Below are 13,090 nucleotides of genomic sequence, written 5' to 3'. Positions count from 1 at the left end.
GAGGGCCGGCGATGGGTTCCGTCGACATGTCCGTACGGCCGGCCGCACCGGGCGCGCCCGCGGGTGCACCCCCGCGTTCGCCCTCGGGTTCGCCCGCGGGCGCGAGCCGCCGCAGGCCCGCCGCCGCGCTGCGCCCCCACATCGTCAACTACACCGGATTCCGTACGGAGTTCACCGCGCCCCGGCGCCGGCTCGAGCTCCCCACCGGCCACGTGACGCTCGTCTTCCCCTTCGGCGAGGGCCTGTGGGTCGGCCGGGGCGGGCAGGAGCCGCCCGCGCGGCTGCGGCCCGCCTCCGGGGCCCTGATCAGCGGCCCGCGCACCGGCTGGGCGATCGGCGTGCACGAGGGCGCGGTGCACGGGCTGGAGGTCAACATGAGCCCGCTGGGCGCCTACCGGCTGTTCGGCATCCCGATGGCGCACTTCGGGGAGACGCGGGTGGATCCCGCGGAGGTGCTCGGGCCCGCCGGCCGGCACCTCGCCGAGCGGCTCCAGGCGCTGGGCACCTGGCCCGAACGCTTCGACCTGCTCGACGCGGTGTTCACCACCCGCCTGGACCGGGGTCCGCGCGTCGCGCCCGAGGTGCGCGGGGCGCTGGCCCGGCTGTGGGCCGACAGCGGCTCGCTGGCCCGGGCGGCCGCCGAGACCGGCTGGAGCGCCCGGACGCTGCGGGCCCGCTTCCGCGAACAGGTCGGCCTGTCCCCCAAGGGCGTCGCCCGGGTGTTCCGGCTCCAGCACGCGCTGCGGCTGCTGGCGGCCGGGATGGCGCCGGCCGCCGTCGCGGTGGCCTGCGGGTACCACGACCAGGCCCACTTCGGCCGCGACGTGAAGGCCATGACCGGGCTGGCTCCCGCCCGGCTCGCCGCCCTGCGCGGCGGGCTGCCGCCCGGCTCGGCCCTGGACCGGCTGCCGGGCCGGATCACCAGCGTGCTGCTCACCGCAGGAGCCGCCCCGCTGTGACGGCCGTCGTCGCGGGCTGCCGTGAACTGCCTGTGCGTGCCGTTTTTGACAAGACGGGGCCGCCGCGGCCCGCCACGCTACGGGGTACGACTCCTCATCCCCCCGGAGGGTCCCGGCGCAGTGCGGCAGCCCGTCACGGGGGTGCGGGTTGCCGCAGTGCGGCCACCAGCGTGCGCGGGTCGTCGGCGTGGAAGCGGATGGTGCGGGCCTCGGCCCGGGAGCCGAGCGGGCGGGTGAACGGGAGCGGACGGGTCAGCTCCAGGGTCACCGTGGTCTGGCTGCCCACGATCAGGTCGAGCACCCCGTCCTCGGAGAGGGTGACGAGCCGGCCCTCCGGGTAGCGCCGGTCCACCCGGGCCGAGGCCACCGCGTCCGGCGGGACGGTGAGGTCGAACAAGGCCCCGTAGCGGATCCGCAGGGAGCCGTCCCGGCGGACCACGTGCGGCCGGGTCACGCAGGCGGCGTGCATCGCCAGCACCAGCAGCACCCCGTACGCGTCGAGGACCAGCACCACCCGGTGCACGGCCGGCCACGGGATCAGGAAGGCCAGCGCGACGGTCTCGACGACCGATACGAACAGGAAGCCGTACATCATGGCGGTCTGCGGTCCCGTGTACCGCGCGGCGAGCTCGCCCGCGCCCACCCCGTGCGGCGGCCGGCGCAGCGCCCACCGCGCCAGCGAGGCCATGGCGCGCAGCTCGTGCATCAGCAGTTTGCGCACGGGCGCGGGTACGACGGCGCGCACGGCCTCCCACCGCGCCATCCGTACGCCGCTCATCTCCTGCCCCTCTCCATGAACGCCTCCATCACCCGGCGGACGACCTCCGCCTGCGCGGGGGCGTACTCGGCGAGCAGGGCGATCGTGAACCCCTCGCCGGCCGGCCGCCCGTCGGCCGGGATCGCCGCGAACGCCTCGTCGGTGACGGCAGCCACCAGTTCGGCGGCGAGCACCGGGATCCGCGGGTCGTCGACCGGCGCGTCGGCCAGTTCGTCCAGCCGCTCGTACAGGGCGAGTACGGACGGATCGGCGACCAGCGGGGCGAGCGCGGCGTAGAGCTCCTCGCCGGCGGCGCCGGACACGTCGAGCAGCGTCAGGTGCTCGCGGTCCATCGCGGCGCTCGGCGAGGCCGTCTTCGGGGCCTTGGCGAGCAGCGCGGCGAGCGCGGGCGAGACCGGATCGGTCTCCCCGGGCGGCGCGGCCAGCAGCACGGCGAGCCGGCGCCGGCGCTCGGCCAGCTCGGCCTCCTGCCGGGCCAGGTCGGCCTCGAGCTCCTCGAGTACGTCGGCCAGATCGCGCCCGGCGTCGTCCGCGAGGACGTCCCGCACCTCGTCGAGGCTCAGCCCGAGCTCGGTGAGCCGGCGCACGCGCGCCAGCAGGACGGCATCGCGCACGCCGTACGCGCGATACCCGTTGGACCTGCGCTCCGGCTCCGGAAGCAGGCCGACGTGGTGGTAGTGCCGGATGGCCCGGGTGGTGACCCCGACCAGCGCGGCGATCTCTCCGATCCGCATGCGCCCAGTAGAAACCCTGCCGCTGCGTCAAGGTCAAGCCGCGCGTGGCACAGCCGGTAACATGGTCGCCACGGCAGACGAGTCGGCCGGGCGGCCGCGTCGGGATCCCGGATCCCGCCGAGGAACGTCCGGGCTCCACAGGGCAGGGTGGTGGCTAACGGCCACCCGGGGTGACCCGCGGGACAGTGCCACAGAAAACAAACCGCCGGGGGCTTCGGTCCTCGGTAAGGGTGAAACGGTGGTGTAAGAGACCACCAGCGCCTGGGGTGACCCAGGCGGCTAGGTAAACCCCACCCGGAGCAAGGTCAAGAGGATCCGTCCCCGGACGGGTCTGCGCGAACGCTCGAGGGCTGCCCGCCCGAGTTCGCGGGTAGACCGCACGAGGCCGGCGGCAACGCCGGTCCTAGATGGATGGCCGTCTCCCCGGCGACCGCGAGGTCACCGGGTGACAGAACCCGGCGTACAGGCCGGCTCGTCTGCTGTACCTCTCCGACCTGCGGATTCGCGGGGCCCGGGGAGGTTCTTTTTTGCCCTCACGCGTCTCGCACCGGGGACTGGTACGGTAAATCCGTACGACTCGTGCATACCGGGAGGTCCCCATGCCGATCTCGGCGAACGAAGCCCGCACTCGCTTCTACCCACTGATTCGCCAGGTCAACGAGGATCACGAACCGATAGAGGTCACCTCCCGCGAGCACGGCGACGTCGTCATCATGTCCGCCGAGGACTTCCGGTCCTGGCAGGAGACGGTCTACCTCCTGCGCTCCCCTCGCAACGCGCAGATCCTCATGGAGTCCATCGCAGAACTCGACGCCGGCCACGGGCAGGCGCGTGAACTCATCGAAACGACGGATGAGTCCGCCGCATGAAGGTGGTGTTCTCCGGTCGTGCGTGGGATCAGTACACCTCCTGGACGACGGCCGATCCGAAGATCCTCAAGAGGATCAATCGGCTGATCCAGGAGATTCAGCGGACACCGTTCGAAGGGGCCGGAAAGCCCGAACCGCTCAAGGAGAACCTCTCCGGATGGTGGTCCCGGAGAATCACGGACGAGCACCGTCTCGTCTACCGGATCAAGGACGAGGCCGTGGAAATCGCCCAGGCCCGGTACCACTACTGAGCGGCAGTACGAAAGGCCCCCGCCCCTGGCGAATGCAAGGGGCGGGGGCCTTCCCATCGGCTACCTCAGGTGCGACGTGTCGTTCAGGAGGCGGACCGAGGCGTTGCCGTCGGCGTAGTAGGCCACCGCCGAGAGGGAGGCCGCGGACAGCTCCATCTTGAACAGCGACTCCGGCGGCGCGCCCAGCGCCAGGCGGACCAGGATCTTGACCGGGGTCACGTGCGTGACCAGCAGTACCGTGCGGCCCGCGTGCTCGGCCAGCAGCCGGTCCCGGGTCGCCGAGATCCGGCGGGTGGCGGTCGTGAAGCTCTCGCCGCCGCCCGTCGGGGCCGCCTTCGGGGAGTCCAGCCAGGCCTGGAGGTCGTCCGGGAAGCGCTCCCGCACCTCGGCGAAGGTCAGGCCCTCCCAGGCGCCGAAGTCCACCTCGCGCAGGCCCTCCTCGACGGTGACCTCCAGCCCGAGGCGGTCCGCGACGGCCTGCGCGGTCTCCCGGCAGCGGCGCAGCGGGGAGCTGACGATCGTCTGGACGGTGCCGCGCGCGGCCAGCGCCCCGGCCACCGCCGAAGCCTGGCGGCGGCCGGCCGGGGACAGCTCCGGGTCGGCGCCGCCGCTGCCGGAGAAGCGCTTCTGCGGGGTGAGGGCCGTCTCGCCGTGACGCAGCAGGACGAAGGTCGCCGGGGTCCCCATGTCGGGGCCCCAGCCCGGCGTGGTGGCCGGGGCCTGGGCCGGGGGCGCCGCCGGGGCGGGGACGTGTACCGGGGCAGGGGGGCCGGGCTCCGCGAACAGGGCGTCGTCTCCGGCCTCCTCGCGTACCGGTGCGGTGGCCGGCGTACGGGACGTGGAGGCGAGGGCGGCCCGTACGGCCGCGGCCCCCTTCGCCGCATCCCCCGGAGGGCCCGCCGGCGGGGCGGCCAGGGCGCGGGCCGCCGAGGTGTCCAGGGCCGCCGAGGACGCCGACGGCTCCCACTGCTCGCCGCGCTTGCCCGCGTCCATCGCCTCGTTGGCGAGCCGGTCCGCGTGCTTGTTCCGCTCGCGCGGGATCCACTCGTACGTGACCTGCGCGCGCGGCAGGATCGTCGCCGCCTCCGCCGCGAGGGGCTTCATGTCCGGGTGCTTGATCTTCCAGCGGCCCGACATCTGCTCGACGACCAGCTTGGAGTCCATGCGCACCTGGACCACGGCGTCCGCGGCCAGCTCGCGGGCCGCCTTGAGGCCGGCGATCAGCCCCTTGTACTCGGCCACGTTGTTCGTCGCGACGCCGATGTACTCGGCGCGCTCGGCCAGGGTCTCGCCCGTCGCCGGGTCGAGGACGACCGCGCCGTAGCCGGCGGGCCCCGGGTTGCCCCGGGAACCGCCGTCCGCCTCGACGACGAACCGGGCAGGCCTCTGCATCAGATGCCCGAGTCGGCCGTACGGACCAGGATGCGGCCGCAGTTCTCGTGACGCACGACCTGGTCGCGGGCCGCGGCCTTGATCTCGTTGACCTCGGCCATGTCGAGCTCCAGGCGGCAGCCCTCGCAGCGGCGCTGGTAGAGGCGGGCGGCGCCGACGCCGCCCTGCTTGACGCGGATCTTCTCGTACAGGGCCATCAGGTCGGCCGGCATCAAGGCGACGATGACCTCGCGGTCCTTGGTGATCTTCGCGGCCTCGGCGTCGAGCTCGCCGGTGGCCGCGTCGCGGCGGGCGGTGGCGTCCGTCAGCTTGGCTTCGAGGGCGGCGACCCGCTCGGTCAGCTCGGTGACCCGCTCCTGCGCGCCCTCCAGGCGCTCCATGACCTCCAGGACCACGTCCTCCAGGTCGGCCTGGCGCTTGGCGAGGGAGACGACCTCGCTCTGCAGGTTCGCCAGGTCGCGGGCGGAGATGCCCGCGCCGGAGTCGAGCCGCTGCTGGTCGCGGGCCGCACGCTGGCGCACCTGGTCGACGTCCTGCTCCGCCTTGGTCTGCTCGCGGGCGGCGTCGCTCGCCTGCGTCTGGGCCGCCACGAGCAGGTCGCGCTGCTGCGTCAGGTCCTTGGTCAGGGACTCGACCTCGGTGTGCTCCGGCAGCGACTTGCGCTTGTGGGCGAGCTGAGACAGCCGGACGTCCAGGGCCTGGACGTCGAGGAGTCGGATCTGGTCGGCGGGCTCGGCGTTCAGTTGGGGGCTCCAGAGATAGAAGGGGGTGTGACGGACGGCGCGTGCACCGTCCACGGGTCGGTGACCGTGCGCGAGACGTGGGTGCGCAGACCCCAGCCGTGGCGCTCGGAGATCGCGTCGAGCTGCGCGGCGGCCTGCTCGCACCAGGGCCACTCGGTGGCCCAGTGCGCGGCGTCGACGAGGGCGAGCGGGCTCTGCTCGCGGGCCTCGGACACGGGGTGGTGGCGCAGGTCGGCGGTGAGGTAGACGTCCACGCCGGCGGCGCGGACGGCCGCGAAGTTGCTGTCGCCGGAGCCGCCGCTGACGGCGACGGTACGGACGGGCATGTCGGGGTCGCCGGCGACGCGGATGCCCTGCGCGGTCTGCGGCAGCCGGGCGGCGGCGCGGGCGGCGAACGCCCGCAGGGTCTCGGGGTGGTCCAGCTCGCAGATCCGGCCGAGGCCGCGGCGGCCCTCGGGGTCGCTGGGATCGGGGATCAGCGGGCCGGTGATCCGCAGGTCGAGGGCGCCGGCGAGGGCGTCGGAGACGCCGGGATCGGCGGTGTCCGCGTTGGTGTGGGCGACGTGCAGCGCGATGTCGTTCTTGATCAGCGTGTGCACGACGCGGCCCTTGAAGGTGCCGGCCTCGACGGTGGTGGTGCCGCGCAGGTAGAGGGGGTGGTGGGTGACGACCAGGTCGGCGCCCAGCTTCACGGCCTCGTCGACGATCTCCTGCACGGGGTCCACGGCGAACAGGACGCGGGAGACCTCGGCGTCGGGATCGCCGCAGACGGTTCCGACGGCGTCCCACTGCTCGGCCCGCGAGGGGGGCCAGAGAGCGTCCAGCGCGGCGATGACTTCAGAGAGACGTGGCACAGGCCAAGGCTACCGTCCGTACGGGAGCGGCAGAGTCCGTACGAGGTGCCGGTCGCCCGGGACCCCCGTACGTCCACCCCCCAGGAGTTCCGCCACCCTGAACGCCCCGGTATCGCACAGCACAATCGCCCCCGCCATCACAGTCGAACCGCCGGGCGGCCACCCGTATGTGTGAAGCGGGGAACGTCGTGCTGTTCGGGCCGAAGTGCGAAAACTAGCTTCCTCCCCGGAGGTGACGCACGGATGACTGTCTGTGCCATCGAGATCACGACGGCGGCCCCGTTCACCATCGCCGCGGACGGTTCGTACGCGGCCCGGCTGGCCGGGGACGGCGAGGCCCGCTACCCGGAGCGCTGGACACTGGCCGGGCCCGAGCCGTACGCGGTGCCGCTGCCGCTCGCCCAGCCCGAGGAGGCCGACAGCCAGGTGCTGGCGCTGGCCGACGGGCGGGTGCTGATCCACCGCCGGGTCGCGCAGCGGCACGCCTTCGCCCTGCTCTACCCGACGGGCGGGGCCGCGGCCGGGCCGCGCACCGGGGAGCTCCCGCTGGGCTCGGTGGAGCCCGGGGACGACGGCGTACGGGTGTCCCTGCTGCCCCCGTCCCCGGACGGATACGGCGCCTTCGCCCTGGCCGCCTCGGACGCGGGGACCACGGTCTGGCAGGTGGCCGGGGGCCTCTTCGGGCCGGTCGCCCGGATCCCGGGCCGGTGCTCCGGCGGCGTCTGGCTCGACCGGGGCGGCCGGATGCTGGCGCTGGACCGCGAGCTGGGCGGCACCACCAAGGCCGTCGCGGTGGACCTGGGCCGCGGAGGCGAGGTGTCCCCGCTGCTCCAGATCACGGAGGGCAGCGACGACCGGCTGCTGCTGGCCGACCCCGACAGCGGGCTGCTGCTGATCCGCTCGGACGCCCCGGGCGAACCGCGCCTGGGCTGGGGGGTGCTGGGCAGCTCCCTCCCGGTGCGCTTCCCGGAGTGCCTGCGCGGGGAGTCGGGGACCCCGTTCGCGGTGCAGCCGGGCCAGGCCCTGATGCCGGAGACCTGCGGGGTCGCGCTCCGGCTGGAGGACGGTGGGGTCGGCCTGTGGCGGCCCGCCGACCGGCACGTCTTCCGGCTCGGCGCGCCCGACGGCTGGCTCGGCACCGGGCTGTGGAGCCGGGAGGGCCGTCTGCACCTCCCGTACGCCACCCCCGAGGTGCCGTGCGGGATCACGAGCCTGACCCTGCCGGTGTCCCCGCCGCCTCCGGTCCGGCTGGACCCGCCGCCGGCGGCGGCGCCGCGGCCCGTACCGCTGCAGCAGGCCCCGCTGTAGCGGAGCGCCGCGGGCCGGCGCGGCCGGGCTCGGATTCCCCGCCGCTCAGCGGCCTTCGAAGGCCAGGTCGCGGGCCGCGTCGAGCGCCGTGGCCACCGCGCCCAGCAGCACCGCGTCCTCCCCCAGGCTGCTCGGCGCCACCTTCGGCCGCAGCGGTGTGAGGGTGCGCAGCGTCTGGCGGACCGTGTGCAGCAGCAGGTCGGCGTTGTGGCCGACGCCGCCGCCGAGGACGACGAGGTCGGGGTCGAGGACGGCGGAGACCGCCGCGACGGTGTGGGCGAGGCGTTCCCCCTCGAGTTCCACCGCCCGGGCGGCGGCCGCGTCTCCCGCCCGGGCGGCGTCGAAGACGTCCTTGGCGGTGAGGGGTCCGGTCATCCCGTGGGCGCGGGCCGTCTGGACCACGGCCTCGGCCGAGACGGCGTCCTCCATGCTGTCGGCCGTGCCGTCGGCCGTGCTGTCGGCCGTGCTGTCGGCCGTGCCGTCGGCTGCGGGCTCCGGCTCGCGACGGCCCGGCCACGGCAGGAAGCCGATCTCGCCGGCCCCGCCGTGCGCCCCGGTGAACAGCCGGCCCTCGTTGACGATGCCCATGCCGAGGCCGGTCCCGATCATGACGTAGACGAAGAGCCGGCTGCCCGCGCCGACGCCGTACGTGTACTCGCCGAGCGCCGCGAGGTTGGCGTCGTTCTGGACGGCGACGGGCAGGCCGAGCCCGTCGCGGATCCGGTCGAGCAGCCCCGGGCGGCCCCAGCCGGGCAGTTGCTGGGCGTACCGGACCCGGCGCTCGTCCTCGTCGAAGACGCCGGGAGTGCCGACGACGGCCTGGGTGACCTTGCCCGGGTCCAGCCCGGAGTCGGCGACGAGCCCGCGGGCGGCGGACACGGCGAGGTCGGCCATGCTGTTCGCGGTGCGGGCCTGGTTGCGGACGTCGGAGCGGGCGACGACGGTGCCGTCGAGGTCGGCCAGCGCCACGCGCAGCCAGCTCCGGCCGATGTCGAGCCCGAGGGCGTAACCGGCCGTCGGATCGGGGGCGTACAGCACGGCGATCCGGCCCCGCTCGGGCGCGTGCGTACCGGCTTCCCGGACCAGGCCGGCCTGTTCGAGGGCGGCGAGCGCGCTGGAGACGGTGGGCTTGGACAGCCCCGTCTCGCGCGCGAGCTGCGCCCGCGACGCGGCCCCGCCGGAGCGCAGCCGGTCCCACAGCAGCCGCTCGTTGGCGCTGCGCTGCCGTTGGGGGTTCCAGGGCTGCTCGGCGCCCTCGTCGCTGCTGGTCATCAGATCATTCTCGCGCAGCCGGGAGCGCTGCGGCCGTCGACGACCGGCCGGAGGGCTGTCAAGGAATTCTTGACAACTCGACGGTGTCAAGGTTTCCTTGACGCATGTCGATCTTGAACTCGAAGGCCCGGCACCGGATCGCCTTCCCCGCCACCCCGTCCATGGCCGCCGCACTGCCGCTCGCCGTGAGCCTGCCGGCCCTGTCGGTGGTGTTCGGCGACGGCCTCGGTACCGCCGCCACTGTCGCCCTGGTCGTCGCGGGCCTCGCACTCATCGCCTGCACCGCCGGCCTGGCCGCCCGAGCAGCGGCCGCCGACGCCGAGCGGATGCGCCGCGACGAGGAAGTCCTCGACGCCCTCGAGCCCCTCGCAGGACTGCGCCGATGAACGACGGACCGCTGCTCCACCCTGCGGAGATGGACCGGATCCGGGAAGGGATCGCCGCAGCCGTTCTCGGCGCCCCCGAGGGGCTGGCCGACTCGCTGGAACACGACCCCCACGGGTACCTGCGCCTGGTGGGCGCCTCGCGCGTCGGAGCGGAGGAGGCGAGCCGGCTGCTGCGCGAGGCCGTTCAGGGCGCCAGGGCCGCCGGCCACAGCTGGGACACGGTGGGCCGCGTCCTGGGGGTGAGCCGCCAGGCCGCCCAGCAGCGCTTCGCCGGCAAGGCTGCGGGCTCGGCGCCGCCGCCCGCCGAGGGACCGGACGCCCCGAAGCGCCGCACCCTCGGCGGATTGACCGCGTTCAACGAGATGGCCGCCCTGGACGAGGCCGGCCGCGACGGCTGGCACATGGTCGGCTACGGCCCCTTCTTCCACGAGGTGGAGGCGTCCGGCCACCCCTGGGAACACTGCCGGGTGACGCTCCCCTCCCTCGCGCGCCACCGGCGGATGGAATCGGAAGGCTGGATCCCGGTCGGCGCCGGCTGGTTCCCGTGGCGGTACTACAAGCGCCCCCTCCGCCCCGTCGGCTAGTCGTGCTTGAGGCCGAGGACCTCCACCGCGGCGAACGTCTCGTTCGCCGGGCGGGAGTCGTAGTGCGCGGTGAGCAGCTCGTCCAGCTCCTCGTAGGAGAAGGCCTCCTTGCCCGTGTCGAACTTGGCGGCCACCTTCGGGCGTTCCATCACGACCACGATCCCGCCGTGCACGACGAACAGCTGCCCGTTGGCCTTGGCGGAGGCCGGCGAGGCCAGGTAGCCGACGAGCGGCGAGACGTGCTCGGGAGCCAGCGGGTCGAGCTTGCCCTCCTCCGGGACCTGGAAGCCCGCGAACACGTCCTCCGTCATCCGGGTCCGGGCGCGCGGGCAGATGGCGTTGGCCGTCACCCCGTACTTGGCGAGGGCCAGGGCGGTCGAGGTCGTCAGGCCCACGATGCCGCCCTTGGCCGCCGCGTAGTTCGGCTGGCCGGCCGAGCCGCCGAGGAAGGCCTCGGAGGAGGTGTTGACGATCCGGCCGTAGACCGGTCCGCCCGCCGCCTTCGAGCGTTCGCGCCAGTGCACGGAGGCGAAGTGGGTGGTGTTGAAGTGGCCCTTGAGGTGGACGCGGATGACCGAGTCCCACTCCTCCTCCGACATGGAGAAGACCATCCGGTCGCGCAGGATGCCCGCGTTGTTGACCAGGACGTCGAGCTTCCCGAAGCTGCTGACCGCCAGCTCGACCAGCTCGCGCGCCTGCTCGAAGTCGGCCACGTCGCCGAGGTGCGCCACCGCCTGCCCGCCCGCGGCGCGGATCTCGGCGGCCACCTCCTCCGCCGGGGCGGCCGAGGCCTCTCCTGAGCCGTCCCGCCCGCTCTGGCCGAAGTCGTTGACGACCACGGCCGCCCCGAGCCGCGCGAGCTCGATCGCCTCGGCCCGGCCGAGCCCGCGGCCGGCGCCGGTGACGATCGCGGACAGTCCCTCAAGTGGGAGTGACATCTACCGGATTCCTCTCAGAGTTCGATGCAGGTGCGCAGGGCGACACCCGTACGCATCTGGTCGAGGGCGTCGTTGATCTCGGCGAGGTGCACCCGGTGGGTGATCAGGCCCGCCAGGTCCACCCGGCCGGCCCGCCACAGCGCGATGGTGCGCTCGTACGAGCGGAGCACGTCCCCGCCCCCGTACATCGACGGCAGGATCTTCTTCTCGTCGAAGAACAGCGAGAACATGTTGATCGAGTAGTTGTCGTCGAGCGCGCCCGCGCCGACCACGACGACGGAGCCGCCGCGCCGGGTCATCTCGTACGCGGTCTGCGTGGTCGCGGACTTGCCGACGACCTCGAAGACGTAGTCGAAGCCCTCGCCGCCCGTGATCCGGTTCTTGGCGTCGGCGAAGGCCTCCGGCGCGACCCCCTCGGTCGCACCGAAGCGCAGCGCCGCCTCGCGCCGCGAGGCCACCGGGTCCACGGCGATGATCTGCGCCGCGCCCTGCACCTTGGCGCCCTGGATGACGGAGATGCCGACGCCGCCGCAGCCGATGACGGCGACCGAGGACCCGGCCTCCACCTTGGCCGTGTTGATGGCCGCGCCGAGGCCGGTGGTCACGCCGCAGCCGATCAGCGCGGCGATGTCGTACGGCAGGTCGTCGGGGATCGGTACGGCGCACGCGGCGGGCACCACCATCTCCTCGGCGAAGGTGCCGGTGCCGGCGAAGCCGAAGATGTCCCCGCCGCCCGTGCGGCGGAAGTTGGGCGTGGCCACGTTCGCGAAGGACTCCAGGCACAGGTGCCCCTGGCCGCGCTTGCAGGCGGGGCAGTGCCCGCACGGCGGCAGCCAGCAGACGAGGACCCGGTCGCCGATGGCGTGGGTGGTGACCCCGTCGCCGACGTCGACGATCTCGCCCGAGCCCTCGTGGCCGGGTATGAAGGGGGCGGGCTGCGGCAGCACGCCGCTCATCGCGGAGAGGTCCGAGTGGCACAGGCCGGTGGCCTTGATGCGGACCTTGACCTTGCCGGGGCCGAAGCCCGCGGTCTCCATGTCGTCGACGACCTCGAGCTTGTCCTGGCCTATCTCGCTCTGCAGTGCTGCGCGCACGGTGCGGCTCCTTCGTGGTCGGGCGTCGGGCGTCGGGCGTTACGCGTGTTCGACGACGGTGTCGGCGAGGACCGGCGCGTCGTCCCGTTCGACGGCGGTCACCGAGACCCGGACCCGGCCCGGCTCCTCCCACATCCGGATCCGCAGGGTCTCGCCCGGGAAGACGATCCCGGCGAAGCGCGTGCGGTAGGCGCGGACCCGCGAGACGTCCCCGCCCAGCGCCGTGTCGACGACGGCCTTGAGGGTCATCCCGTACGAGCACAGGCCGTGCAGGATGGGCCGGTCGAAGCCGGCCAGCTTGGCGAACTCCGGGTCGGCGTGCAGGGGGTTCCAGTCGCCGGAGAGCCGGTACAGGAGCGCCTGCTCCTCGCGGATGTGCCGCTCCTCGACCCGGTCGGGCACCCGCTCGGGCATGTCGGACTTGACGGAGGGCCCGCGGTCGCCGCCGAACCCGCCCTCTCCCCGTACGAAGATCTGCGCGTCGCTCGTCCACAGCGGCCCGTCGGCGTCCGCGACTTCGGTGCGCAGCACGATCACGGCGGCCTTGCCCTTGTCGTAGAGGGCGGCGACCTTGGCGGAGGAGGTGGCGCTGCCCTTGACGGGGATGGGCCGGTGCAGCTCGATGGACTGGCCGCCGTGCAGGACGTTGGCGAGGTTGACCTCGATCCCGGGGGCGGCGAGGCCGCCCATCATCGCCATGCCGGCGCCGGCGACGGTCGCGAAGCTGGGGAGTACGTGGAGTCTGGACTCCAGCGTGTAGCGCAGCTCGTCCGGGTCGGTGGCAGGGATGCCTGCGCCGAGGCCGAGGTGGTAGAGCTGGATGTCCTTGTGGTCCCAGGTGAGGTTCCCCTGGCGGGGATCTGCGGCGAGGGCCCTGGCGGCATCGATCGGCATTGAGGATGCTGCTCCTTGTTTCGGTTCCCGTTTG

At 73.8% G+C, this 13,090-nt stretch carries 15 protein-coding genes and 1 other RNA gene; 7 read left to right on the top strand and 9 right to left on the bottom strand.

Annotated features, from left to right (window positions below; all coding sequences use genetic code 11):
* The first annotated feature begins 11 nt into the window (after positions 1-11).
* Complete coding sequence (locus AB5J51_RS27535; RefSeq protein ID WP_369778915.1) at positions 12-959, top strand: helix-turn-helix domain-containing protein; 948 nt, start codon at positions 12-14, stop codon at positions 957-959.
* A gap of 133 nt (positions 960-1,092) precedes the next feature.
* Here the strand turns inward: AB5J51_RS27535 and AB5J51_RS27530 are convergent, their stop codons facing one another.
* Positions 1,093-1,737 (bottom strand): hypothetical protein, encoded by a 645-nt coding sequence (locus AB5J51_RS27530; protein ID WP_369778914.1) that lies wholly within the window; start codon positions 1,735-1,737, stop codon positions 1,093-1,095.
* A complete protein-coding gene (locus tag AB5J51_RS27525; RefSeq protein WP_369778913.1) occupies positions 1,734-2,471 on the bottom strand; it encodes a MerR family transcriptional regulator in 738 nt (245 codons plus the stop codon). The genes AB5J51_RS27530 and AB5J51_RS27525 overlap by 4 nt, the downstream gene beginning before the upstream one ends.
* A gap of 78 nt (positions 2,472-2,549) precedes the next feature.
* Between AB5J51_RS27525 and rnpB the strand changes: the two genes are divergently transcribed.
* From rnpB to AB5J51_RS27510, 3 genes are all read left to right on the top strand, one after another.
* Positions 2,550-2,950: RNase P RNA component class A (gene rnpB / locus AB5J51_RS27520), an RNA gene on the top strand.
* Between the two features lie 120 nt (positions 2,951-3,070).
* Complete coding sequence (locus AB5J51_RS27515) at positions 3,071-3,340, top strand: type II toxin-antitoxin system Phd/YefM family antitoxin (protein ID WP_053785036.1); 270 nt, start codon at positions 3,071-3,073, stop codon at positions 3,338-3,340.
* Entirely contained in the window at positions 3,337-3,591 is a 255-nt protein-coding gene (locus AB5J51_RS27510; RefSeq protein WP_369778912.1) for a Txe/YoeB family addiction module toxin, read from the top strand. Before AB5J51_RS27515 ends, AB5J51_RS27510 begins: the two co-directional genes overlap by 4 nt.
* 60 nt (positions 3,592-3,651) lie before the next feature.
* On the opposite strand, the gene AB5J51_RS27505 is transcribed toward AB5J51_RS27510, so the two are convergent.
* The 3 genes from AB5J51_RS27505 to AB5J51_RS27495 are packed head-to-tail and all read right to left on the bottom strand — an operon-like array spanning position 3,652 to position 6,580.
* On the bottom strand, positions 3,652-4,983 hold the full coding sequence (locus AB5J51_RS27505) for a bifunctional RNase H/acid phosphatase (protein WP_369778911.1): 1,332 nt from the start codon (positions 4,981-4,983) through the stop codon (positions 3,652-3,654).
* The gene (locus AB5J51_RS27500) at positions 4,983-5,726 is read right to left on the bottom strand and encodes a zinc ribbon domain-containing protein (protein WP_369780326.1); all 744 of its coding nucleotides are present in this window, start codon (positions 5,724-5,726) and stop codon (positions 4,983-4,985) included. Before AB5J51_RS27500 ends, AB5J51_RS27505 begins: the two co-directional genes overlap by 1 nt.
* Positions 5,723-6,580 carry a Nif3-like dinuclear metal center hexameric protein gene (locus AB5J51_RS27495; RefSeq protein ID WP_053785033.1) on the bottom strand — a complete coding sequence of 286 codons (858 nt, stop codon included), beginning with the start codon at positions 6,578-6,580 and terminating at the stop codon, positions 5,723-5,725. The genes AB5J51_RS27500 and AB5J51_RS27495 overlap by 4 nt, the downstream gene beginning before the upstream one ends.
* A 243-nt stretch (positions 6,581-6,823) precedes the next feature.
* Here AB5J51_RS27495 and AB5J51_RS27490 point away from each other — a divergent pair, with 243 nt between their 5' ends.
* Positions 6,824-7,888 (top strand): hypothetical protein, encoded by a 1,065-nt coding sequence (locus tag AB5J51_RS27490; RefSeq protein ID WP_053785032.1) that lies wholly within the window; start codon positions 6,824-6,826, stop codon positions 7,886-7,888.
* 45 nt (positions 7,889-7,933) lie between these two features.
* On the opposite strand, the gene AB5J51_RS27485 is transcribed toward AB5J51_RS27490, so the two are convergent.
* A complete protein-coding gene (locus AB5J51_RS27485) occupies positions 7,934-9,160 on the bottom strand; it encodes an ROK family protein (RefSeq protein ID WP_369778910.1) in 1,227 nt (408 codons plus the stop codon).
* Between the two features lie 104 nt (positions 9,161-9,264).
* On the opposite strand from AB5J51_RS27485, the gene AB5J51_RS27480 reads away from it, so the two are divergent.
* Together AB5J51_RS27480 and AB5J51_RS27475 are read left to right on the top strand one after the other, a co-directional pair.
* Entirely contained in the window at positions 9,265-9,546 is a 282-nt protein-coding gene (locus AB5J51_RS27480) for a hypothetical protein (protein WP_133898177.1), read from the top strand.
* Positions 9,543-10,130, top strand: a complete 588-nt coding sequence (locus tag AB5J51_RS27475; RefSeq protein WP_063785106.1) for a hypothetical protein — start codon at positions 9,543-9,545, stop codon at positions 10,128-10,130. Before AB5J51_RS27480 ends, AB5J51_RS27475 begins: the two co-directional genes overlap by 4 nt.
* Here the strand turns inward: AB5J51_RS27475 and AB5J51_RS27470 are convergent.
* Genes AB5J51_RS27470 through AB5J51_RS27460 form a run of 3 tightly spaced genes read right to left on the bottom strand, consistent with a single transcriptional unit; the run spans position 10,127 to position 13,056 of the window.
* Entirely contained in the window at positions 10,127-11,068 is a 942-nt protein-coding gene (locus AB5J51_RS27470; protein ID WP_136226757.1) for a 3-oxoacyl-ACP reductase, read from the bottom strand. The two genes, AB5J51_RS27475 and AB5J51_RS27470, sit on opposite strands and share 4 nt — an antisense overlap.
* A 14-nt stretch (positions 11,069-11,082) precedes the next feature.
* Positions 11,083-12,162 carry a Zn-dependent alcohol dehydrogenase gene (locus AB5J51_RS27465; protein ID WP_369778909.1) on the bottom strand — a complete coding sequence of 360 codons (1,080 nt, stop codon included), beginning with the start codon at positions 12,160-12,162 and terminating at the stop codon, positions 11,083-11,085.
* Between the two features lie 39 nt (positions 12,163-12,201).
* On the bottom strand, positions 12,202-13,056 hold the full coding sequence (locus tag AB5J51_RS27460) for a MaoC/PaaZ C-terminal domain-containing protein (RefSeq protein WP_369778908.1): 855 nt from the start codon (positions 13,054-13,056) through the stop codon (positions 12,202-12,204).
* Between the last annotated feature and the right edge of the window lie 34 nt (positions 13,057-13,090).

This window comes from Streptomyces sp. R33 (assembly GCF_041200175.1).
GTDB lineage: Bacteria > Actinomycetota > Actinomycetes > Streptomycetales > Streptomycetaceae > Streptomyces > Streptomyces katrae_B.
Note: the sequence above shows the minus strand (reverse complement) of the source record. Positions and strands in the feature narration are given on the sequence as shown.

Excerpts from the sequence above, each read along its gene's own strand:
- AB5J51_RS27510 (WP_369778912.1), top strand. The coding sequence starts at position 3,337 with ATGAAGGTGGTGTTCTCCGGTCGTGCGTGGGATCAGTACACCTCCTGG.
- AB5J51_RS27460 (WP_369778908.1), bottom strand. The coding sequence starts at position 13,056 with ATGCCGATCGATGCCGCCAGGGCCCTCGCCGCAGATCCCCGCCAGGGG.
- AB5J51_RS27490 (WP_053785032.1), top strand. The coding sequence starts at position 6,824 with ATGACTGTCTGTGCCATCGAGATCACGACGGCGGCCCCGTTCACCATC.
- AB5J51_RS27530 (WP_369778914.1), bottom strand. The coding sequence starts at position 1,737 with ATGAGCGGCGTACGGATGGCGCGGTGGGAGGCCGTGCGCGCCGTCGTA.
- AB5J51_RS27525 (WP_369778913.1), bottom strand. The coding sequence starts at position 2,471 with ATGCGGATCGGAGAGATCGCCGCGCTGGTCGGGGTCACCACCCGGGCC.
- AB5J51_RS27515 (WP_053785036.1), top strand. The coding sequence starts at position 3,071 with ATGCCGATCTCGGCGAACGAAGCCCGCACTCGCTTCTACCCACTGATT.
- AB5J51_RS27535 (WP_369778915.1), top strand. The coding sequence starts at position 12 with ATGGGTTCCGTCGACATGTCCGTACGGCCGGCCGCACCGGGCGCGCCC.
- AB5J51_RS27505 (WP_369778911.1), bottom strand. The coding sequence starts at position 4,983 with ATGCAGAGGCCTGCCCGGTTCGTCGTCGAGGCGGACGGCGGTTCCCGG.
- AB5J51_RS27485 (WP_369778910.1), bottom strand. The coding sequence starts at position 9,160 with ATGACCAGCAGCGACGAGGGCGCCGAGCAGCCCTGGAACCCCCAACGG.
- AB5J51_RS27475 (WP_063785106.1), top strand. The coding sequence starts at position 9,543 with ATGAACGACGGACCGCTGCTCCACCCTGCGGAGATGGACCGGATCCGG.
- AB5J51_RS27480 (WP_133898177.1), top strand. The coding sequence starts at position 9,265 with ATGTCGATCTTGAACTCGAAGGCCCGGCACCGGATCGCCTTCCCCGCC.
- AB5J51_RS27470 (WP_136226757.1), bottom strand. The coding sequence starts at position 11,068 with ATGTCACTCCCACTTGAGGGACTGTCCGCGATCGTCACCGGCGCCGGC.